The sequence below is a fragment of the Exiguobacterium sp. s40 genome, from assembly GCF_018617905.1.
Taxonomy (GTDB): domain Bacteria; phylum Bacillota; class Bacilli; order Exiguobacteriales; family Exiguobacteriaceae; genus Exiguobacterium; species Exiguobacterium mexicanum_A.
The window spans coordinates 115,876-136,591 of the sequence record NZ_JACSLC010000006.1 but is presented as its reverse complement, the minus strand read 5'-3'; the positions used below and the strand labels follow the sequence as shown (position 1 = coordinate 136,591).

At 51.6% G+C, this 20,716-nt stretch carries 23 protein-coding genes; 5 read left to right on the top strand and 18 right to left on the bottom strand.

Going from position 1 to position 20,716, the window contains the following annotated elements:
* The 13 genes from KNP02_RS07770 to KNP02_RS07710 form a co-directional block, all read right to left on the bottom strand.
* Positions 1-1,485 carry a Na+/H+ antiporter subunit D gene (locus tag KNP02_RS07770; protein ID WP_214708063.1) on the bottom strand — a complete coding sequence of 495 codons (1,485 nt, stop codon included), beginning with the start codon at positions 1,483-1,485 and terminating at the stop codon, positions 1-3.
* Complete coding sequence (locus KNP02_RS07765) at positions 1,478-1,819, bottom strand: Na(+)/H(+) antiporter subunit C (RefSeq protein WP_021066825.1); 342 nt, start codon at positions 1,817-1,819, stop codon at positions 1,478-1,480. The genes KNP02_RS07770 and KNP02_RS07765 overlap by 8 nt, the downstream gene beginning before the upstream one ends.
* A complete protein-coding gene (locus tag KNP02_RS07760; RefSeq protein ID WP_214708061.1) occupies positions 1,819-2,256 on the bottom strand; it encodes a Na(+)/H(+) antiporter subunit B in 438 nt (145 codons plus the stop codon). The genes KNP02_RS07765 and KNP02_RS07760 overlap by 1 nt, the downstream gene beginning before the upstream one ends.
* A complete protein-coding gene (locus KNP02_RS07755; protein ID WP_214708059.1) occupies positions 2,240-4,669 on the bottom strand; it encodes a Na+/H+ antiporter subunit A in 2,430 nt (809 codons plus the stop codon). Before KNP02_RS07755 ends, KNP02_RS07760 begins: the two co-directional genes overlap by 17 nt.
* Before the next feature lie 371 nt (positions 4,670-5,040).
* Positions 5,041-5,355, bottom strand: coding sequence for a thioredoxin (trxA, locus tag KNP02_RS07750; RefSeq protein WP_034776769.1), 315 nt, complete (start codon positions 5,353-5,355; stop codon positions 5,041-5,043).
* Positions 5,356-5,461: 106 nt separating this feature from the next.
* Positions 5,462-6,427 (bottom strand): electron transfer flavoprotein subunit alpha/FixB family protein, encoded by a 966-nt coding sequence (locus KNP02_RS07745; protein WP_114165740.1) that lies wholly within the window; start codon positions 6,425-6,427, stop codon positions 5,462-5,464.
* Positions 6,428-6,440: 13 nt separating this feature from the next.
* Positions 6,441-7,214 (bottom strand): electron transfer flavoprotein subunit beta/FixA family protein, encoded by a 774-nt coding sequence (locus tag KNP02_RS07740; protein WP_114165739.1) that lies wholly within the window; start codon positions 7,212-7,214, stop codon positions 6,441-6,443.
* An 80-nt stretch (positions 7,215-7,294) separates the two neighbouring features.
* The gene (locus KNP02_RS07735; protein ID WP_214708057.1) at positions 7,295-7,873 is read right to left on the bottom strand and encodes a fatty acid metabolism transcriptional regulator FadR; all 579 of its coding nucleotides are present in this window, start codon (positions 7,871-7,873) and stop codon (positions 7,295-7,297) included.
* An 80-nt stretch (positions 7,874-7,953) separates the two neighbouring features.
* Positions 7,954-9,627 carry an AMP-binding protein gene (locus KNP02_RS07730; protein WP_214708055.1) on the bottom strand — a complete coding sequence of 558 codons (1,674 nt, stop codon included), beginning with the start codon at positions 9,625-9,627 and terminating at the stop codon, positions 7,954-7,956.
* Positions 9,628-9,764: 137 nt separating this feature from the next.
* The gene (locus KNP02_RS07725) at positions 9,765-10,232 is read right to left on the bottom strand and encodes a DUF4825 domain-containing protein (RefSeq protein WP_214708053.1); all 468 of its coding nucleotides are present in this window, start codon (positions 10,230-10,232) and stop codon (positions 9,765-9,767) included.
* 13 nt (positions 10,233-10,245) lie between these two features.
* Entirely contained in the window at positions 10,246-11,373 is a 1,128-nt protein-coding gene (locus KNP02_RS07720; RefSeq protein ID WP_214708051.1) for an ABC transporter permease subunit, read from the bottom strand.
* On the bottom strand, positions 11,363-12,244 hold the full coding sequence (locus KNP02_RS07715) for an ABC transporter ATP-binding protein (protein WP_214708049.1): 882 nt from the start codon (positions 12,242-12,244) through the stop codon (positions 11,363-11,365). Before KNP02_RS07715 ends, KNP02_RS07720 begins: the two co-directional genes overlap by 11 nt.
* A complete protein-coding gene (locus KNP02_RS07710) occupies positions 12,219-12,620 on the bottom strand; it encodes a GntR family transcriptional regulator (protein WP_214708047.1) in 402 nt (133 codons plus the stop codon). The genes KNP02_RS07715 and KNP02_RS07710 overlap by 26 nt, the downstream gene beginning before the upstream one ends.
* Positions 12,621-12,799: 179 nt before the next feature.
* Between KNP02_RS07710 and KNP02_RS07705 the strand changes: the two genes are divergently transcribed.
* The 5 genes from KNP02_RS07705 (at position 12,800) to KNP02_RS07685 (ending at position 15,396) form a co-directional block, all read left to right on the top strand.
* Entirely contained in the window at positions 12,800-13,534 is a 735-nt protein-coding gene (locus tag KNP02_RS07705; RefSeq protein WP_214708045.1) for a hypothetical protein, read from the top strand.
* A gap of 122 nt (positions 13,535-13,656) precedes the next feature.
* On the top strand, positions 13,657-14,067 hold the full coding sequence (locus tag KNP02_RS07700) for a MarR family winged helix-turn-helix transcriptional regulator (RefSeq protein WP_214708043.1): 411 nt from the start codon (positions 13,657-13,659) through the stop codon (positions 14,065-14,067).
* Between the two features lie 23 nt (positions 14,068-14,090).
* Positions 14,091-14,729 carry a nitroreductase family protein gene (locus tag KNP02_RS07695; RefSeq protein ID WP_214708041.1) on the top strand — a complete coding sequence of 213 codons (639 nt, stop codon included), beginning with the start codon at positions 14,091-14,093 and terminating at the stop codon, positions 14,727-14,729.
* 15 nt (positions 14,730-14,744) lie between these two features.
* Positions 14,745-15,038, top strand: a complete 294-nt coding sequence (locus KNP02_RS07690; protein WP_214708040.1) for a putative quinol monooxygenase — start codon at positions 14,745-14,747, stop codon at positions 15,036-15,038.
* A 1-nt stretch (position 15,039) separates the two neighbouring features.
* Positions 15,040-15,396, top strand: coding sequence for a DUF1304 domain-containing protein (locus KNP02_RS07685; RefSeq protein WP_214708038.1), 357 nt, complete (start codon positions 15,040-15,042; stop codon positions 15,394-15,396).
* Positions 15,397-15,507: 111 nt separating this feature from the next.
* On the opposite strand, the gene KNP02_RS07680 is transcribed toward KNP02_RS07685, so the two are convergent.
* The 5 genes from KNP02_RS07680 to KNP02_RS07660 all read right to left on the bottom strand — a co-directional run bounded on the left by KNP02_RS07680 (position 15,508) and on the right by KNP02_RS07660 (position 20,573).
* Positions 15,508-17,046 (bottom strand): hypothetical protein, encoded by a 1,539-nt coding sequence (locus KNP02_RS07680; RefSeq protein WP_214708036.1) that lies wholly within the window; start codon positions 17,044-17,046, stop codon positions 15,508-15,510.
* Between the two features lie 127 nt (positions 17,047-17,173).
* Complete coding sequence (locus KNP02_RS07675) at positions 17,174-17,431, bottom strand: hypothetical protein (protein WP_214708034.1); 258 nt, start codon at positions 17,429-17,431, stop codon at positions 17,174-17,176.
* Between the two features lie 8 nt (positions 17,432-17,439).
* On the bottom strand, positions 17,440-17,883 hold the full coding sequence (locus KNP02_RS07670) for a hypothetical protein (protein WP_214708032.1): 444 nt from the start codon (positions 17,881-17,883) through the stop codon (positions 17,440-17,442).
* 13 nt (positions 17,884-17,896) lie between these two features.
* Positions 17,897-20,254: a DEAD/DEAH box helicase family protein gene (locus tag KNP02_RS07665; protein ID WP_214708030.1), complete on the bottom strand. Its 2,358-nt coding sequence runs from the start codon at positions 20,252-20,254 to the stop codon at positions 17,897-17,899.
* On the bottom strand, positions 20,247-20,573 hold the full coding sequence (locus KNP02_RS07660; protein ID WP_214708028.1) for a nucleoside triphosphate pyrophosphohydrolase: 327 nt from the start codon (positions 20,571-20,573) through the stop codon (positions 20,247-20,249). Before KNP02_RS07660 ends, KNP02_RS07665 begins: the two co-directional genes overlap by 8 nt.
* Positions 20,574-20,716 lie beyond the last annotated feature (143 nt).

Genomic DNA, 20,716 nt, shown 5'->3' with positions numbered 1-20,716 from the left:
TCACTCCTTAATCACGGCATCGATATAGATTTCGGGTTGCACGAGCGGTTCGATTGCCTGGGTAATGAACGGATGCATCGCCTCAGCGCCGAACCCGTAGGCGACGGCGACGGCGACGAGCAAGAACGTTGGCACGATGAGACGGTTCACATACGGCACGAGCGGGCCGTCATAGACGCGTTTCTCTTCTCCCCAAAATCCGTACAAGAAGATTTTGATGACCGAGAAGAGGACGAACAGACTCGACAGCAAGATGAGGAGCGGCCCGAACAGGCTGCCTTCCTCGACCCCGCCTTGGACGATCAACAGTTTCCCGAAAAATCCGCTGAGCGGCGGAATCCCAGCGAGCGACAACGCTGCGATGAAGAACGTCCAACCGAACAATGGGAAGCGGGTGATCAAACCGCCCATGTCGCGCAGTTGACCGGATTTTGTGATGCCGATCATCATCCCGACGAGCATGAACAAGGCGGCCTTGATCAGCATGTCATGAATCAAATAGTAGAGCGCCCCTTCAAGCGACGTCTGCGTGTTGAGTGCGATCCCGTACAAGATGACGCCGACGGCGATCATGATGTTGTAGATGATGATCAACTTGACGTCGTTGTAAGCGATCGCCCCAATCATTCCGATGACGATCGTCAACACGGCAAGGATGATCAAGAAGTTTTGCATGAACGCACTCCCTCCGTCGAACAGGAGCGTATACGTCCGTAGGATCGAGTAGACGCCGACTTTCGTCAACAGCGCCCCGAACATGGCGAGAATCGGGGTCGGCGCCACGACATACGAGCCCGGGAGCCAATAGTGAAGTGGCACGAGTGCCCCTTTCAAGCCGAAGACGATGACAAAGAACACACCGATGACGGTGATGACGCTCTGATTCTCAACGAGTGGAATCTTTTGCGCGAGGTCCGCCAAGCTGAGCGTGCCGACCGTTCCGTAAAGGAGCGCGACGGCCATGACGAATAGCGCCGAGGCGATGATGTTCACGAGCAAATACTTGATCGACTCGCGCAACTGGACCCCTTTCCCGCCGAGCACGATTAACACGTAAGACGAGATGAGGAAGACTTCAAAGAAGACGAACAAGTTAAAAATATCGCCTGTCGTGAAGGCCCCGTTCACCCCGACGAGGAGGAACAGCATCGCGACGTAGACGTAGTTCGATTCATAGGCGTCTGAGAAGTAATGAGTCGCAAACCAGACGATGAAGAAGACGAGCAACGTCGACGTGGCGACGAGCAGTGCCGACAGCATGTCCGAAACGAGCGTGATTCCGAACGGTGCCGGCCAGTTCCCTAAGTCGACGGTCATGATACCGTCTTGAGACACGGTGAAGATGAGCAACACCGTCACTATAAACGTTACAAGTAAAGCCCCGAGTGCCACTCCGCGTTGCAGACGAACTTGCTTCGGTGCGAAGAGAAGAAAGATGGCCGCAAGCGCCGGGATGACAATCGGAAAGATCGGTAAGTTAATCATTCGATTCCGTTCCTTTCATTTCCTCAATATTATCCGTGTTCAGCTCTTGATAGGCCCGATACGCGAGCACGAGGAAGAACGCGGTCACCCCGAAGCTGATAACGATCGCCGTCAAGACGAGCGCCTGCGGGAGCGGGTCAGTATATTCCGTGACCCCATCGACGAGGACGGGTGCCGCTCCGGTTTTCAGTCCACCCATCGTCAAGACGAGCAAGTGGGCAGCGTGGCTGAGCAACCCGGTGCCGATGATGATGCGCAACAAACTCTTTGAGAGAATCATATAGACCGCGCTCATCGTCAGGACACCGATGATGATGCTAACGAAGATTTCCATTATTCACTCTCTCCAATCGTTTGAATGATCGTCATCGTCACACCGATGACCACAAGGTAAACGCCAAGGTCAAAAGCGATCGCCGTGTGAAGCGTCTGTTCGCCCAAGAGCGGCAAATCGAATTTGTCATAGGCGTGAGTTAGGAACGGACGGTCCCAAAAGACGCTATGGAGTGACGTCAGCATCGCGATGACGAGACCGAGCGCCGTCATCTTCCGATAATCGAACGGGAGCACGTCAGCAAGCGTCTTCGAATCAAAGGCGAGGAGCAAGAGGACGAGCGCCGCCGCCGTCATCAACCCACCGATGAACCCTCCGCCAGGCGAGTAGTGCCCGGCAAAGAACAGGTTGATCGAGAACACGATGATGATGAAGAAGATGATCACCGCGGCCGTCTGCAAGATGACGTCATTGACTTGATCATTTTTTCGGTTCATGTTCGCGTGCTCCTTTCGTACGTTCTGTCGTTCTAAATTTGATCATCGTGTAAATCCCCATGGCCGCGATGGCAAGAACGACGATCTCAAACAGCGTATCAAAACCACGGAAGTCGACAAGGACGACGTTGACCATGTTTTTTCCGGCTGCCAAATCATAAACATTTTCTTTATAGTACTCAGAAATCGACGATAGCGAACGGTTCGATAGTGCCATGAAGCTGAGGAGCATGACCGTCACCCCGACGAAAATCGAGACGATCGCATTTTCGATCTTGAATTTGACACGCACTTCTTTCTTGCTAATTTCCGGCATGTGGTAGAAGACGAGCAAGAACAAGGCGACCGATACCGTCTCGATGACGAGTTGCGTCAAGGCGAGGTCCGGTGCGTTGAAGAAGACGAAGAACAACGCGACCGAGTATCCGACGACACCGAGCAAGATGATCGACGGGAGACGCGAACGCATGAACAGAATCGCGAGCGACGCCAAGATGATGACGGCCCCGAGGACGTATTCATACGGTGCGACGGCTTCCATCTCGCCGAACGAGAAGTCGAACAAGTCGAAGCGATACATCGAGAACAACATCATGCCTGACAAGAACAAGAAGATGTACACCAAGTACGAGCGGATGAAGCCCGTCATGTAGTTGTCTTTAAAGCGGTACGCCGCCTTGTTCGACCAGACGAGCGTTCCGTCGTACATCCCGTTCAAGGTCAAGCGATGCGGGATGTGGTTGTAAATCCCCATCCACTTGTTGATCGTGAAGAACATGAGCGTCCCGAGTAAGACGATACCAATCGTCATTAGCAACTCAGGTGTGATGCCGTGCCAGAAGTAGATGTCGACTTTCACATCCTGACCGCTCGCGACGAGCGTCGGATAAATCGACTCGACGGCCGGCTTGATGAGCGAGTTCGACAATACGTTCGGTACGAACCCGAGCACGACGACAAGGATGGCGAGAATCGCCGGTGGGATGAGCATCCCGATTGGTGCCTCGTGCGGCTGTTTCGGCAACTGGTCGAACTGGGCTTTGCCCATGAACGTCCGGGTGAAGATGATCAAGCTGTAGATGAATGTGAACACGCTCGCGATGAACGCGACGACCGGGATCAAGATGCCGATCGTATCGAGCGCGAAGAAGTCCATCGAGAACACTTTCGTGGTTGCCTTCAAGAACATCTCTTTACTGAGGAAGCCGTTGAACGGCGGTAACCCTGCCATCGACAACGAGCCGATGACGGCGATCGTGAACGTGATCGGCATGACGGTCATCAGACCGCCGAGTTTGCGGATGTCACGTGTCCCCGTCTCGTGGTCGACGATCCCGACCATCATGAACAACGACCCTTTGAACGTCGCATGGTTAATCAAGTGGAAGATTGCCGCGATCGTCGCGACCATATAGATGTTGTCATCCATGCCGTCATAATGCAGCGCCGCGGCTCCAAGGCCGAGGAGCGACATGATGAGACCGAGCTGACTGACCGTCGAGAAGGCGAGAATCCCTTTCAAATCGGTCTGTTTGACCGCGTTGAACGAACCCCAGAACAAGGTGAACGTCCCGACAGCGGCGATCGTCCATAGCCAGATCGGTGACTCTTGGAACACCGGGCTCATCCGTGCGACGAGATAGAGACCGGCCTTGACCATCGTCGCCGAGTGGAGGTACGCACTGACCGGGGTCGGTGCTTCCATCGCGTCCGGCAACCAGATGTGGAACGGGAATTGCGCCGACTTCGTGAAGGCGCCGAGCAAGATGAGAATCATCGCCGCGATAAAGAACGGGCTCTCCGCGATTATCGCCTGATTGGCGACCATGTCGCGGATGCTGAACGAACCGATGATCGACTCGAGAATCACAATCCCCCCGAGCATCGACAGACCACCGAACACGGTGATGAGCATCGATTTACGCGCCCCGTAGCGTGAGCGCTCTTTCTCGTACCAATACCCGATCAACAGGAACGACGAAATCGACGTGAGTTCCCAGAACATGTACATGACGACCATGTTGTCCGAGAGGACGACACCGAGCATCGCACCCATAAAGAGGAGCAAGTACACGTAGAAGTGACCGAGCGACTCTTTGTCTTTATTCAAATAGTAAATCGAATACAGGACGACGAGCGCCCCGATCCCTGTGATGAGGAGGGCAAACAATAGTCCGAGCCCGTCCACGTAGGCCGTGAAGTTGATGCCGAGCGATGGCATCCATTCGACCGTCTCCGTCACGACGTCTCCCGCGCTCGTGATTCCGATGAAGCGGAAGAAGTATACGAACAGGACGACCGGAACGATTAACACGAACCAACCCGTATGGATTCGCTTCAGCGCCCGGAACAAGAACGGGATGAACGGTGCCGCGAGAAGCGGCAATAAGATAGCTAAATGTAACACCGACAAGAAAATTCCTCCTTCGAGCAGAGTCTTACAAGTGATGGGCCAATTATTAAGTTCATTTGACGCCATCATGTCTTCCTCATGAGTATAGCGTACATTTTCAGTCCGTTTCCATGATAAAACCTTCCCGTATTTTCGAGCCTCGTCAAAAAAACTTGGACTGTTAAATATGAAGGGAGACGACTAAAAACGACGAAAAAAAATTCTAATCAAGCCTGATATGTATCCGCTTTCGGATGGTGCTTTTCACGCATTTCCCGCTCACTTCAAACCAAACCTTAACCGTTGTTATTCCATGCGAAACGACTAAACTCCTTCTTCCCTATCGCGCCCAATAAAAAACAGCCAACCCGTTTCCAGGTCGGCTGTACGCATTATTTTGCTGTCGCGATAAACTCTTTGAGTGCTTCTTTTGGTTGGAAGCCCATTGTTTTTGAGACAGGTTGTCCGTCTTTGAACATCATAAGTGTCGGGATACTTTGGATTTGGAAAGCGCCCGCTACTTCTGGGTTCTCATCAACGTCGAGTTTCACGATTTGGACTTGATCGCCCATCTCTTGGTCAAGCTCTTCGAGTACCGGTGCGATCATGCGGCACGGTCCACACCAAGCTGCCCAGAAATCGACGAGGACGACGCCCTCTTTTACTTCTTGTTCGAATGTTTGAGTCGTTGCGTGTTTAATAGCCATTTGATAAATACCTCCCCAGTAAGATGTGAGAGCCGATTAAGGACTCTCATGCATTTCATGTTCAGAGTATACCACGGAGGGTACGTTTCCCCAAACGTTCTGCATATCAGCTGTTGACGAGGTGTTTGCGGAACTCTTCTGTTAACAGTGGGACGACGTCGAACAAGTCGCCGACGATGCCGTAGTCGGCCACGCTGAAGATGTTCGCTTCCGGGTCTTTATTGATGGCGACGATGACTTTGGCGTTGCTCATCCCGGCCAAGTGCTGGATTGCGCCCGAGATGCCGCAGGCGATATACAAGTCCGGCGTGACGACTTTCCCGGTCTGCCCGATTTGAAGGGCGTAGTCACAGTAGTCGGCGTCACACGCTCCACGTGAGGCACCGACGGCCCCGCCAAGAAGCTCGGCGAGTTCTTCGAGCGGTTTGAAGCCATCTTCGCTCTTGACGCCGCGGCCACCGGCGACGATGACTTTCGCTTCCGTCAAATCGACTTTCCCCGTCGCCTTGCGGACGACTTCTTTGACGATCATGGCAAGGTCCTTGAGCTCCACGCTCGGTGTCTCGACCGATGCGCTCGCTCCAGCCGTACGTGGAAGGGCGTCGATGTTGTTCGGACGGATCGTGAAGAACATGACCGAGTCTTTGAATTTCACTTTCTCGAACGCCTTCCCTGAGTAAATCGGGCGGACGAACTCGGCATCTTTGCCAGACCCTTCGATTGAGACGACGTCACTGATGAGTCCCGCGTCCAGACGAGCCGCGAGTTTCGGGGCGATGTCTTTCCCAAGCGCCGTATGGCCGAGCACGATCATGTCCGGTGATTCTTGCTCGATGACTTGGCGGAGCACTTGCCCGTAGCCGTCTGGCGTGTAGTGCTTGAGACGCTCGTCTTCGATGACGAGGACGCGGCCCGCACCGTATTCCCCGAGTTCATTGGCGAGTGCTTTGACATCATCCCCGATGACGACCGCCGTCACGTCGTCCGTCAGTTGCTTCGCCGCGGCGATCGCTTCAAATGATACGTTCCGTAAGGCGCCTTCACGCGCTTCTGCGAGTACTAAAGCTTTCATCTATGTGTCCCCCTTAAATGACTTTTGCTTCCGTGCGAAGTAATTGAACGAGCTCGCTCACTTGTGACGACGTGTCCCCTTCAAGGATGCGTCCTGCTTTCTTTTCTTCCGGCAAGAAGCGTTCGATCGTCTCGATCTTCGCTTCGATCTCGTCCTCATCGAGGTCGATGTCCGACAGTTCGAGTTCTTCGAGCGGCTTCTTCTTCGCCTTCATGATGCCTGGAAGGCTCGGGTAGCGCGGTTCGTTCAATCCTTGCTGCGCCGTCACGAGGAGCGGGAGCGGCACTTCGATTACTTCCGTGTCCCCTTCGACGTCGCGTGTGACCGTCGCCGTCGTCCCATCGATGTCGAGCTTCGTGATCGTCGTCACGTAGTTCATATCGAGCAGTTCCGCGACGCGCGGCGCGACTTGACCGCTGCCGCCATCGATCGCGACGTTCCCGGCGAAGACGAGGTCAGGCGCTTGCTCTTTCAAGTACGTGGCGAGCACTTTCGAGATCGTCACGTGGTCCGCGTCCTCGACGTCATCCTCGATTGAAATCCGGACCGCTTTGTCCGCACCCATCGCGAGCGCCGTGCGAAGTTCTTTGTCCGCGTCTTCCGGTCCGACCGTCACGACCGTGACTTCTCCCCCGAGGTCGTCACGTTTGCGGATGGCCTCCTCGACTGCATATTCGTCATACGGGTTGATGATGAACTCCGCGCCGTCTTCTTGAATTTCCCCATTCTCGAGCTGAATCGCTTCTTCTGTATCAAACGTACGCTTCAGCAATACAAAAATATTCATCGTAGTTCCCCCTTATAAGTTGTTCGCACCATCATTCATGAATCAGCATTCATTTTTTGAGCTAGCGAGAGGGCTTACGGTTAAGCAAGCCCTTTTTTTAACATATGGTGTACTTTTGGCAGCGTCGACATCAAGTCATACTTAAAGCCGCTCGCCATCCAGCTCGTGACCACTTCATCGATCGTGCCGAAAATCATCTGCCGGGCGAGTCGATAATCGAGTTCGTTATCAAATTCGCCGGTGTCGATTCCGTGTCGTACGACCGCGTCAATCAAGTTCAAGTACGGTTTGAGCACTTCGCTGATTTTTTGACGGAGTGCCAAGTTCGACTGCCGGAGCTCGATTTGTGTTACGACGGCGAGGTCGTAATCGGCCGACAGTTGTTTAAGATGCGACTCGATCAATTGATACAGTTTGTCGCCGGCCGTCGTCTCCTGCTCGATCTGTTGCTTCGAGTAGTCGATAAACAGGCCCATCTTCGTCTGGAACAATTCAATCAACAAATGTTCCTTGTTTTTGAAGTACAGATAAATCGTCCCGTCGGCGACACCCGCCTCTTTGGCGATGGCCGTCACCTTTGCACCGTGATAGCCATGATCCGCAATCACTTTCACTGCCGCATCGATAATGCGGTCACTTTTTGATCCATTCTTTGTCATAAACACCCAAGCTCCTTACCGCTGCAGAAAAATGAATGATGGTTCATTCATTTATTATTCTATCATGTGACACGGTTGTGTCAACTGCTTTGTTTCACTTGCTTCGCCTTCTCTTCGTCGACGAGGATACGACGTAAAATCTTACCGACGAACGTCTTCGGCAACTCCTCACGGAACTCGTACAGCTTCGGCACTTTGTACGCCGCGAGCTTCTCGCGACAGTGTTTGTCGAGCTCCTCTTCTGTCACGCTGGCGCCGTCACGCGTCACGATGAACGCCTTGACCGTCTCGCCGCGATATGGGTCCGGGACGCCGATACAGACCGCTTCCTTGACGGCCGGATGCTCATAGAGTACTTCTTCGATTTCACGCGGATAGACGTTGAAGCCTCCGGCGATGATCATGTCCTTCTTCCGGTCGACGATATAGAAGAAACCATCCTCGCCCATATAGCCGAGGTCACCGGTCGCGAGCCATCCATCCTTCAAGACGGCAGCCGTCTCTTCCGGCTTCTGCCAATATCCTTTCATGACTTGCGGGCCATGAAGCATGACTTCACCAATCTCACCGACATCCGCTGGCGTCTCCCCGTCTGCCTTTACAATTTTAGCAGATGTGTCCGACAACGGCACGCCGATCGAGCCGACGATCCGTTTATCCCATAGGAAGTTCGCGTGCGTGACCGGTGATGTCTCCGATAACCCGTACCCTTCGACGATGCGACCGCCCGTGATGCTCTCGAACTGCTCCTGCACTTCGACCGGGAGCGGCGCCGACCCGGAGATACACGCCTCGATTGACGACAGGTCATATTTCTTCGATTTCGGGTCGTTGAGGATGCCGACATACATCGTCGGTGCACCTGGGAAGAAGTGTGGCTTCTTCTTGTGAATCGTCTTCAAGACGTCGGTGACATCAAAGCGCGGGACGAGGACGAGCTCATATCCGTTCGCCATCCCGAAGTTCAGACAGCATGTCATCCCGTAGACGTGGAAGAACGGCACGACGCTCAAGACACGCTTTAGGTCGCCTCGGTTATATCTATAGAAGAAGTTCGAGATTTGGTCGACGTTCGCCGTCAAGTTGAAGTGGGTCAGCATGACGCCTTTTGGCAACCCCGTTGTCCCGCCCGTATATTGCAAGACAGCGACATCCTCTTTCGGATCGATTGCGATCGGGGTGATCGGCCCGAAGTTCTTATAGTCTTTGAATGCGACCGAACCTGTCGTGTCGATGACGATGTTGTTCTCACGTTTCACTTTGATCGGGTACAGCTTGTTCTTCGGGAACGGAAGATAGTCGGCGATGCTCGTCGTGATGATCGTCTTGATGTCCGTCTTCTGTTTCACACGAAGCGATTTCGGATAGAGGAGGTCGAGCGTGATGAGGATGTTCGCACCTGAGTCGGTGATCAAATTCTCGAGCTCATGCTCGGTGTAGAGCGGGTTCGTCTGGACGACCGTTCCGCCAGCGTACAAGACGGCGTAGAATGAAATGACGTATTGCGGACAGTTCGGGAGCATCAGGCTGACGCGGTCCCCTTTTTGCAGGCCTTTCGATTGGAGCATCGTCGCGAGTCGCTTCGCCGCGTCATCTACCTCGGCGAACGTCAACTCTTTGCCGATGAAAGAGACGGCGGTCCGGTCCGGATAATCGGAAGCGGCCCGGGATAGCGCCTCATAGAGCGGCTTCACCTCGTAATCAATCGTTTCTGGCATGTCAACTGGATAATCTTGCAACCACGGTTTGTTCATCGCTTTTCCTCCTTGGAATGAATAGTCATTCAGTTAACTCTATTATAATGCCAAGAAAACGCTTTCATCTACCCTTTACCCGATAATTTTCAGAAAATATCGAAAAAACGTGCGCGGATGAAAGTTTCCGCACACGTTCAGATTCTCTTGAAATAGGCTTCGGTCTGCTCTTGGTTGCTGATTTTCTCGTCTAAGTGATCCTTTAACTCTTTTTCCCACTTGATCGTCGAGAAGTCGATGTCGAGCCACGCCTCCATCTCCGGGCGCGAGAACGAATATGTCCGGTTCGGGAAAGCGAAGCGGACAATCTCCGTATTTTGCACGAGTGTGAAGTACGTCGCCGCATTCCGAATCGCGAGCCGCTCCTGTTCGATCCGTTCAATCTCAGGATCACTGTAACGAATCGTCAGCCCGTAAGGACGTTTTTTCGTCTGCAACTCGATCGACTTGTAGCAGTCGTGCATCGGCAACGTCTGGGCGATGCCGGCGACGGCGCTGTTGTCCCCGACGTAAGACCCTTTGTATTGGAAAGCGTTCGATCGTTCGGTGTCCCCGCATCCAGCGAGCACGATGAGCAAGACGACGAGCAGACTGAGCCGTTTCATGAAAATCCTCCTATCAAGATTTTAGTTTCAAGTTCAAGCGATAGAGCAGGCGTTTCGCAAGTAAATGAGCGAGGAAACCGCCGATGACAAAGCCGACAACGTAAAGGATGCTGTTTGTCGGGTACGAGAGGTTGGCCAGAATGATCCCGCCGAGCATGGCGAAACAGACGACCATGATCACGTGGACAAGCCAAAGCCAGTTCGTGAACATGAAGAAGCGGCCGTTGTTCTCTTGTGGGGCCCGGTTGAACATCCATAAGCCGAGAACGAACGAGAGGATGATAAAGCAGATGGCGCTAAGCATCGCCACCGTCATAAAGTCTTCCCACACCGTATTGTCCGTGAACATGTTGAACGTATCGACATTAAATACGTTCGCAAGCGGTGAAATCACTCGCAAGAACACACTTTCCATAGCCCGTTCGAACAGACCGTAGACGCCCGACGTATTTTGAGCGACCGCGTAAATCGACCCTTGAATCAACAGGATGATGCCGACAGGGAACAATAAGGCGACGACCGACCAGAGCACTTGCGAGACAGCCTCCCCGCCGAATGAACCCATCCATAACGCCAATGAGAAGACGGCAATGCCGGTCAACAACATAAACCCAACAAGCCCCGCGACTTGTAACGTGTGTCCGTCCATCAAAAACGAATAGCGTGATGTATGGATGATCCAAAGCATGAGCGGCCCGCCAAGGAGAGACGAGACGATGATGCCACTCGTCCCAATCAACCATTTCGATATGTAGAGCTGGTTGCGGTTGAACGGGAGGGACATCGCAAAGTCAGACATTTGGCTATTGCGTTCACTGCCAATCAAGACGGATGCCATCAAGAAGCCGAAGATGATGTAGAGGAAGATGACGCCGCCATATGGGATGAGTGTCTGTAAATCGCCGATAAAGTAGCTGTACTCCGGGCTGAACAATTCTTCAACCGACGGATTCGTCACATTGTCGCCATACCATTCGGCATACTCCTCGGGGTTCGCTTGAATCTCTCGAACTTGTTCATCGAACGTCTGCATTTGCGTCCATACTGGAAGCGTGTAGGCGACAATCCCAAGGAAGACGAGCAACATCCATAACAACGACACTTGTTTCCAGTCTTTCTTTAACAGCACTTTAAAAGACACTTGCCTCACCTCCTAATTGGACCCGGAAGATGTCCTCGAGCGACATCGGAATCTCTTCGACGAGCATCGGGTCGTGCGCATCGACGAACGTATCGAGTTCCTTCGTCCGTTCTTTCGCCATGAACAAGGCGACCCGGCCTGTGACGTTGATGATTTCGATATCTTTCCGTTCAAGCAGTTCGACCGGTACTTGGTCGTTGAAGACGACTTGCAGTTTGACGCTCGTCTCACGTGCCTCCTCGAGCGACATGATCGCTTTGACGCGTCCCTTCTCGATCATGATGATGCGGTCGGCGATGCGTTCGAGCTCATGTAATTGGTGGCTCGAGACGATGATCGAACAGTTGCGCGCCTCGACTTGGGCGATCATCAATTTCAAGACGTCCGACTTGGCGACGACGTCGAGCCCGTCCGTCGGCTCGTCGAGCAGATAGTACTTTGCTTGGACGGCGAACGCGAGCGACAGTGTCACCATCGCCTTCTGTCCTTTCGAGAGCTGACGGATCTTCTTGTTGTCGATGTTGTAACGAGTAAGCGTCTCTCTGAAGGTTGACCGGTTGAACGTTGGATAAATCGATTCGTAGAGCGCGGCCGCCTCGTTGACTGTATAATGTTTGAGCGCGTCGGCCGAGTCTGGGACGAAGATGACGTCACGTTTTAATTCTGACTTCTCAAAAATGCTCGCTGGGCCGTAACGGACGTCGCCCGTATCCGGTCGGATGATCCCGACCATCGTGCGTAAGAGCGTCGTCTTCCCGGCCCCGTTCCGTCCGACGAGGGCGATGATTTCTCCGGCGCCGACGGTGAAGTCGATGTCGTCTAAGACGCGCTGTCGATCGATCGTCTTACTCAGTTGTTGGACTGTCAGCATGGTTCTCCCCTACTTTCTTATATTCGGTCTCAAATAGCGTCAGCGCTTCGGTGAGCGCGATGTTCGCGTAATGGCAATCGATGGCGAGCTTCTTGATTGCTTCTAAAATCGGTGCGCGCGGCGAGTCCTGATCGATCCAATCCTCGGAGACGAACGTCCCCCGCCCGCGATGCATCTCGAGCAAGCCGAGTCGCTCGAGTTCCTGATACGCCTTACTGACCGTATTCGGATTGATGACGAGATCGGTCGCGAGTTCGCGCACCGACATGACCTTGTCGCCCGGCCGTAATATCCCGCGGACGACGAGCGCCTTCGTCTGATTTACGATTTGTTCATACAACGGATCTGCGCTTTTCATATCAATTTTATATAACATGGGTCACACCCTCTCTTGTGTACGTGGTATAAGTGTATTATACGTATTAGTACACGTAAATACAATAGTTCTTAAAGGGCACTTTCAGTTTACAGGGAATTGGGAATAAATTGAATACGACTTTGGACTGAGACGCGCGTCGTGTTTTTCAGGTACATTGGACGAGAGGTGAACCAAAAATGAAAAAAAGATTGTTGCTTGGGGCCGTCGGCTTGCTCGTCGCCGGATCGATGTACGGAAGAAGCGAAGCGACCGAACGCTATACGGACTACATCGATGCCACGTACGGAGAACGTGTCGATGTCGACGTGTCACAAGACTGGAAACTGACTGGGTACAAGGCGACGTTCAAGCTCGAAAGGCAACCACTTCGCGGGACGTATTCCGCGCGGACGTATGGTGACGGCACAATCCTTGACGACGTGATGCCGACGTACTGGGTTAAAGAGGCAGAGACGACGCTACACGACCGACTCGTCACGGCGAACGTCTTATCACGTACAGAGACGGTCCGGGCGAACGTGCCTGTAGACGTCGTACGCATGCGAGACGTAAACAGACGACAACCGACGTCCGTCTTCGAGTTGAATCCAGAGACGTTTTTAGGTGTCTCCGTCATGTTGCATGAAGCATGGAACGACACCAATGCTCAGAAGCAGCGCGTCCTCGACGTCATCCGCCTACTCGAGGACGACGTCACGTCGATTCATTTCTCGTTCGACGGGACACCGAATGAGGATGACGACTTCACCGAGCGCTACTTGAACGTGTCACGCACGTCCCAATCCGGCGATCCGTCATTCGATTCGCTCCAGACGATTGACGACTTGAACCGCCACGATCGCCTATATGGGTTTGACGAGACGACGTTCATCACCGAGTACCGATTTGACGGTACAAAATATGAAGACTGATCGCCATTCGCACGAGCGGATGGTTTTTTGTGTGAGCATTCTCCTTTACAGCACGGCATGAATGTTTTACATTTGACGAGTCAATAATTGACTTATCAAATGAGAGGGGTGAGACACCACAGATGGAATTACGAGATATCAGCCGACTGCTGTACCAAATCAAACTGGCGGACCAACGCGTCGCGACCTCGTTCGAGAAAGAGACGGGCTTCAGCCTGACCCGCTACGAGATGCTCATGATTGTGCATGACAAGGGCGTCTGTTCTCAAAGCGAGATTCAGCAGGCGATGAAAATCGACAATGCGGCCATCACCCGCCATTTGAAGATCCTTGAAGAAAAAGGCTACGTCCGCCGGGAACGGAACACCGCGAACCATCGTGAAGTGTTCGTCCATTTGACCGACGAAGCCAAACATGACTTGACGAGCTGTGAACAAGACCACGACCACGGCAAGCATTTGATTACGAGAGTGCTGTCCGAGTCAGAAATCAATCAGCTGTCGAGTCTGCTGCAAAAGCTGAACCAACTATAACAAGAGAGAAAGAGGTAATATCCATGGCAACTACATTCGAAAACAACACATTCACTGACGTGATGCTCGGTCGCAAATCGATCCGCGTCTACGACGAGAACGTCAAAATCTCACAACTTGAAATGCTTCAAATGATCGAGGAAGCGACAACAGCCCCTTCTTCAGTCAACATGCAACCGTGGCGCTTCGTCGTCGTCGAGAGCCCAGAGGCGAAAGAGGCGCTCAAGCCGCTCATCCGCTTCAACGTCCGTCAAAACGACACGTCGGCTGCGATGGTCCTCATCTTCGGTGATATGGAATGCTACGAGCTCGGTGAAGAGATTTACGATCAAGCTGTCGCGGAAGGTAAAATGCCGCAAGAAGTGCGCGACCAACAGCTCGGCGCCATCCTTCCCTACTACAAAAACTTGTCGAAACAAGAAATGAACGACATCGTCAAAATCGACTCGAGTCTCGCCGCGATGCAATTCATGCTCGTCGCTCGTGCCCACGGTTACGACACGAACCCAATCGGCGGTTTCGAGAAAGACCAACTCGCGGAAGCGTTCGGATTAGACAAAAACCGTTACGTGCCGGTCATGATCCTCTCGGTCGGTAAAGCGGCAGAAGAAGGCTACCAATCTGTACGTCTCGACGCTGAAAAAATCACATCATTCAAATAATCGGAGGACACCCACATGATCTTAATCAACGCCATTTTCGATGTGAAAGAAACAGAATTTGAAAACTTCTTGGCAGACATCAACAAGCTCATCGATTCGTCGAAACAAGAAGCCGGTTGCTTGGGCTATGAGCTCTATCAATCGACGACTTCGGAGAACCGCTTCGTCATGATCGAGAATTGGGCCGATCAAGCGGCCGTCGAGCAACACAACCAAAACCCGGACCTCATCGCGTTCGCTCAAAGCGTAGGCAACTACGTGACGGCGAAGCCGGTTATCCATGTGACGGAAGTCGCGACGGCCAACTAACGTGTCCGGGCTCACCCTCGTCCTCGGAACGCTCGTCGCACTCGAGTTCTTCTACATTATGTATTTAGAGACGTTCGCCACGCGTTCGAGAACGACGGCCCGTGTCTTCAACATGACGGAACAAGAGCTCGCACGCGACTCCGTATCGGTGCTGTTCAAGAACCAAGGCGTCTATAACGGGTTGATCGGCGTCGGCTTGCTGTACGGTCTGTTCGTCAGCCAGTCGATCGAAATCGTCACGATGCTTCTCATCTATATCGTGCTCGTCGCGTTGTACGGCAGTATCACGAGCAACAAAAAGATTATCCTCACGCAAGGCGGATTGGCGATTTTGACGCTGTTGTCCGTGTTGTGGTGAGCTTGAAGCGGTCGACCTCGTGTCGCCCGTTTTTTATCCCATCGATTCATTGGTCCGATGTTTCGGCATACAAAAAAACCGCTTCTACGCATTTGTAGAAGCGGCTGTTTGTTATACGCCGAGAATCGCGAACGAGACTCCGACGACACCGATGAGCGCCATCGCGTAAACCGGTACGCGTGGCATTTCACCGTTATTATCGAGCGCCTTCCCGAACATGTAGAACACGATCGGGTGGACGAGGAATGGCATCGAGAAGATGAGCGGGATGAGAAGCGACGCTTCCGTCCCGAACATGCCACCTTGCACAGCTGCAAAGAGACCGAAGTGCGAGATGGCTGACGATTGAGCCATCGTCGTGTAGTCGAACGCGATCGTGCTGAACGTGAGAAGGACGAGTCCACCGAAGACCGCCATCATCTGCCAACCGAACGAGAACTGCATGAGCGCCTTTACTTCTTTGAAGTCTTCTCCGTTGGCACCGCGCAAATTTTTGAGCGAGAGGGCAGTCAACGTGAGACCAACCAAGACGATGATCGCCGTCGGCCAAATCCAGAGCGCCCCGTTGTCGGCACTGACTGCCAAAATCGAGAACACGAAGATGTGACCGAAGAACGGGATGTTGATCATGATCGGGGCACGTTTCGCGGCCACTTGACCGAAGTCACCAGCCGTACATGCGCCTGTGAGACCACTGTGCGAGAGCGAGCCGGCCATACCTGGTGCGAGGTTGCGGATGTGTCCTGTGCGGGCGAACCACATGAGGAGCGCAATCCCACCGAACATCCAGAACAACTGACCGAAGAAACCGTACACGAGAATCGAGTTCATGCCTTCGATGGCGAACGCATCACCGATTCGCGAGCCACCGACCATGAAGTTGGCGGCCAAGACGACCGGAATCCCGGCGAACAGAAGCGCACGGACGGTCGGTCCATACGTCCAGTTGTGGAAGATGGCACCGAGTGCTGACGAGATTAACATGGCGAAGAAAATCTGCGGAAGCGCGATAATCGGTTGAACCGCCACGGCGATGCCGTACGACACGAACAAGATGACGAGCATTAAGACTGTCTCGATGACGCCTTTACGCATGTATACCTTCTTGTCGTCGATTTGCGCCTTGTGGTCGATCAACAGGAACGATGCCGCGAGACCGATCAACGCGAGGATCGGGTAATAGAGCATGATGCCCTCTGCCGCGCCCGGTTGAATCATCATGCGGAAGAACCCTTCGAGACCGACGAGCAAGAAGAATGAACGGAGGATGAAGATGAACTGTGTCCGTCCTGTTCCGAGGAACATCTCTTCTTTCGATGGCACGACGATGTCTTTCATGTCGAGCTCTTGCTTGCTTAAGATCTTGCGAAGTTCTTGTCCACCGACGAAGAACGATACGACGAGCGCGATGATCGTCGTCCGTGACATAAAGTCGACGAGCGGGAATTCAGGGAGACCCGGTGTCGCGATGCCCATCTCGACCATGGCGAAGCCAAGTCCGAGACCGAAGATGACGATGACGAGGATTGGTGAGAACCGTGAACCGGCCACGACCATCCGCGATAAAATGACCATCGGGATGACGAAGGCCATGAGCAACCAGAATTGGTTGAGTAATTGTACTTGCGATAATTGCTGAACGATTTCCATGGATAAACCCCTTATACATTTTTTTCACACTGTTTCGAAGTTTACAGGATTGAACATTCTGTGACAAGGGGGTGTGATGTTTTGTAAACATTGAAAGCGGAACCAACTGAAATGGTTCCGCTTTCGGTTAATTATTCGGTTGGCGAAGACCCCAGATGCCTTTATTTCCTGTGGAATAAAACAAGTCTTCTTTCCCCGCGAAGCTGGCCGAATCACTTGAATGGGCCCGAATCTGTTTATTGACGTGAGCCTTCCAATCTTTATACCGATCGAGCTCGAGTTGATAGTATGACCGCTCGATATATGCGTTGATTTCTTTCAATGAAGCCGTCCCGCCATGATGCTGGAGGGCGAATTGGATTTTGCGAAGTAGTGCGCGTTTCAAATTATCCCTCACCTTTCACTAAATACTTCTAAGTACTCTTCAAACTTTTGTTCCACTGCTTTAATGATTCTATCATGAGCCGCTTGACCTTCAATACGGTACTCTTCCCTCACATAAAACATATCATCAATTAATTCAAAGGGTGGAGAAATATTGCTTACTCTAGTAGAAGTTGTTGATAGATATTTTAATGGCAGTGTTCTTAAATGCCGTTCCATTTTTGCTTGTGAAAAGCTCGTTGTAAAGTCCGCACTTATATTTTTAAGGGTATAAGAACGGAGTTGCTCGTTCACTAAATCATAATAAGGTTTTGCGAGTTCAGTTATCGAAATTGGCGCATACCAATCTTGAGAACCTCGCTCTAACATTATTTTCAGTACGTTCATCTTGTAAGGTCCCTGTCTATCGAACTCATCTATGTACTGAATTAACCGCTCAAGCCGATCTTCCATAATTACGCCACCCTCATTCTGAAGCCTTACGACTGAAGTAGTGATGTAGCCGCACTTCAACGATTTGACTGATCCATTCGTAAACTAAAGGATGAGCAAATGCTTCATTATGCTCGATGTGTAATGACTCCTCTGATACGAAGAACGGTCCTTTAGCTATTTTATCAAATGGCATCCGCAACAGTAACTTTTCAATCTTTTGTTGATGGAACGGGGATTGGAAGTCTTTCGTCTGTCCGTCAATCTGCTGACGATATGGGAATTCATTGATGAACTCATAGAATGGACGAGCCGCCTCGCTAGCTGAGAGTGGTTGAAGCCATCCCGCGACCCCACGACTTAACATGATGGATAACACAATCATCTTATAGCTCTTCGTCATGTCTGTGTATTCTACTTCAAGCAATAGCGACTTCGCCTCTTCAAACAGGTGACTCTCTTCCTCATCCAGCTCCCCCATCCGATTGAGGAACCCGTAAAACCCTCCATCTTTCTTCCATTCAGAGCGATAGGCATCCATCGAGTATTCGCCTCGTTGAATCAACTCTAGATAACTCGGCCGTCTTCCGAGTTCTTCTTTCACCATGAAGTAATTCCGCTCCAACTGTTGTCGCCGTGTCGAAGAACGAGTGACCATTCGCTTCAATAAATCGATGGCATGTAAATCAAATTCGATGGTACATTCGCCTGGTAAATCCACATCTGTAGGAAGTGCTTTGACAATCGGCTGCCGCTTCGTCGTCAACAGCGCCAACTTTTTATCGATGTTCTTATAGTTCCCAATCAAATCGATGATGGTGCAGTGCGTCTTCCCACTCAATAGACGTAATCCACGACCAATCTGTTGCGTGAAGACCGTCAACGATTCGGTCGGGCGGCAGAACAATAGCGTATCAATTTCCGGGATATCAACACCTTCATTGAACAAGTTGACCGCGAAGATGATATCGAGATGTCCTTGCTTCAATTGACGCATCACATCAGCACGATCATATTCTGCCTGACTATGTAAAGCTACGGCTTGAACACCTTGCAGGCGGAAATAGTCGGCCAAGTATTCAGCCTGAGTGACCGACGAACAGAAGCCAAGAGCTCTGGTCTGGTGATGCATCCGCCAGGCATCAAAGATTTTTTGAGCGACGCTTTCCTTCAACTGCTCCGCCAACAGTTCGTCCTGATCATAGCGACGACCGTTGATCAGTCGAATCTGCGAATAGTCAATCTCATCATAAATCCCAACGTAATGGAATGGTGTCAAATACGACTCTTCAATCGCTTCGGTGAAGTGCATCTGATACGCAACGTTGTCATCACATAAAGCATAGACGTCTCCCCCGTCCAACCGATCCGGCGTTGCCGTTAATCCGAGCAAGAACTTCGGCTCGAAGTAGTCAAGGACACGCCGATAGGAAGGTGCCGCCGAATGATGGAACTCGTCGACGACAATCAAATCGAACTGATCTGGTGTGAACTGTTGCATCCGATGTTTCGATGCCAACGTTTGTATCGAAGCGAATAAGACATCTGCCGATTCCTCATCTCTCGAGTCACCTCCGAGCAATAATCCCGTCTTCCATTCGCTCGCGACTTTCTTATACGATACCTCAGCTTGAAGCAAAATTTCTTTTTGATGGGCAATGAAAAGCACTCGTTTAAATTGACGGGCGAAGAAGGCGCTCAAGTACGTCTTTCCTAGTCCGGTAGCGAGCACGAGCATCGCTTTGCGTCTGCCTTCGTCCATCGTCTCGCGTAACGCCTTCAAAGCAGCGTCTTGCACAGTGTTGGGAGTGATTGTATCGTCCTCGATATAAACCGGGCCCGGCGCTGCAATTTGCTCAGCTTCCTTCATCCGATCTTGTCGAGCCAAATACTCTTCACGATAAGGCTGCAACGAGACGGCGTTCATGATTTGGGCATAGTCGCTATAAAAGAGCTCATGAAACGCATCGACCGACTGTTCAAACACGTCCTCCGAGATGCTCGCCGGTATCTCGACGTTCCATTCGACACCTCGATTCAAGGCGCTATGCGACAGGTTGGACGAGCCGACAAAGAACGTCCCTCCATCTTGTGTGCGGAACAAATATGCCTTCGGGTGAAATGACTGACCTTTCGATCGATAGAGCCGTAGTTCCACGCCTTGAATGTTCATTAACATTTCAAGCGCGTCCGGGTTCGTCAAATAGAGATAATCTCCAATCAGAATGCGGACTTGGGCACCGCGATGGACTGCTTGCTTAAGTGAAGCGACGAGTTCTTGAACACCCGATACTTGCGCAAACGCGACGACCATATAGATTTCAGTCGCCGCATTGATTTGGTGTTGTAATGGAATTCGTAAATGGCTTGTATGAAGACGTATCTCACTCATGATCAAGGACCTCTTCCAAGAAGAGACCTTTTTCGAAGCCGCCTCGCTTCTCACGCTTCTCCTCACGGATGCGATTTAACTCTTCGAAGCTCGCACCATGCATTTTTCCAAGCGTATAAACGAGTTCCAGAATGTCAGCAAGTTCTTCGAGTGATTCTTCATCGATGTTCGTCTCTTCGTACTCTTTGATTTCTTCATATAGTTTGTAACCTGCAAATTTAATATGTTCTTCATTAGAAAGTTGTTTATGTATTGCCGTTTTCCCAGACTGCTCAATGATTGTAGGAATTTTATCCCTCACCAATTTATTATAAATCATGGTATTACCCCCATTTATAATTATTTATCCTTTATTTTACATAACCAAAAGAAGAAAATCATTATAAGTCTTACACCTTAGAGAATATTTTTTATGGTCGTTAAGAGATTATTCAGAATCAATGCTAATGATTCTATAGTTTG

What these genes read in the sequence shown, in the direction of transcription:
- KNP02_RS07760 (WP_214708061.1), bottom strand. Translation starts at nt 2,256, where the DNA reads ATGAACCGAAAAAATGATCAAGTCAATGACGTCATCTTGCAGACGGCC.
- KNP02_RS07680 (WP_214708036.1), bottom strand. Translation starts at nt 17,046, where the DNA reads ATGGAAATCGTTCAGCAATTATCGCAAGTACAATTACTCAACCAATTC.
- KNP02_RS07740 (WP_114165739.1), bottom strand. Translation starts at nt 7,214, where the DNA reads ATGAATATTTTTGTATTGCTGAAGCGTACGTTTGATACAGAAGAAGCG.
- KNP02_RS07710 (WP_214708047.1), bottom strand. Translation starts at nt 12,620, where the DNA reads ATGTTATATAAAATTGATATGAAAAGCGCAGATCCGTTGTATGAACAA.
- KNP02_RS07670 (WP_214708032.1), bottom strand. Translation starts at nt 17,883, where the DNA reads ATGGAAGATCGGCTTGAGCGGTTAATTCAGTACATAGATGAGTTCGAT.
- KNP02_RS07730 (WP_214708055.1), bottom strand. Translation starts at nt 9,627, where the DNA reads ATGAACAAACCGTGGTTGCAAGATTATCCAGTTGACATGCCAGAAACG.
- KNP02_RS07735 (WP_214708057.1), bottom strand. Translation starts at nt 7,873, where the DNA reads ATGACAAAGAATGGATCAAAAAGTGACCGCATTATCGATGCGGCAGTG.
- KNP02_RS07745 (WP_114165740.1), bottom strand. Translation starts at nt 6,427, where the DNA reads ATGAAAGCTTTAGTACTCGCAGAAGCGCGTGAAGGCGCCTTACGGAAC.
- KNP02_RS07770 (WP_214708063.1), bottom strand. Translation starts at nt 1,485, where the DNA reads ATGATTAACTTACCGATCTTTCCGATTGTCATCCCGGCGCTTGCGGCC.
- KNP02_RS07725 (WP_214708053.1), bottom strand. Translation starts at nt 10,232, where the DNA reads ATGAAACGGCTCAGTCTGCTCGTCGTCTTGCTCATCGTGCTCGCTGGA.
- KNP02_RS07660 (WP_214708028.1), bottom strand. Translation starts at nt 20,573, where the DNA reads ATGATTTATAATAAATTGGTGAGGGATAAAATTCCTACAATCATTGAG.
- KNP02_RS07715 (WP_214708049.1), bottom strand. Translation starts at nt 12,244, where the DNA reads ATGCTGACAGTCCAACAACTGAGTAAGACGATCGATCGACAGCGCGTC.
- KNP02_RS07665 (WP_214708030.1), bottom strand. Translation starts at nt 20,254, where the DNA reads ATGAGTGAGATACGTCTTCATACAAGCCATTTACGAATTCCATTACAA.
- KNP02_RS07765 (WP_021066825.1), bottom strand. Translation starts at nt 1,819, where the DNA reads ATGGAAATCTTCGTTAGCATCATCATCGGTGTCCTGACGATGAGCGCG.
- trxA (WP_034776769.1), bottom strand. Translation starts at nt 5,355, where the DNA reads ATGGCTATTAAACACGCAACGACTCAAACATTCGAACAAGAAGTAAAA.
- KNP02_RS07695 (WP_214708041.1), top strand. Translation starts at nt 14,091, where the DNA reads ATGGCAACTACATTCGAAAACAACACATTCACTGACGTGATGCTCGGT.
- KNP02_RS07705 (WP_214708045.1), top strand. Translation starts at nt 12,800, where the DNA reads ATGAAAAAAAGATTGTTGCTTGGGGCCGTCGGCTTGCTCGTCGCCGGA.
- KNP02_RS07700 (WP_214708043.1), top strand. Translation starts at nt 13,657, where the DNA reads ATGGAATTACGAGATATCAGCCGACTGCTGTACCAAATCAAACTGGCG.
- KNP02_RS07690 (WP_214708040.1), top strand. Translation starts at nt 14,745, where the DNA reads ATGATCTTAATCAACGCCATTTTCGATGTGAAAGAAACAGAATTTGAA.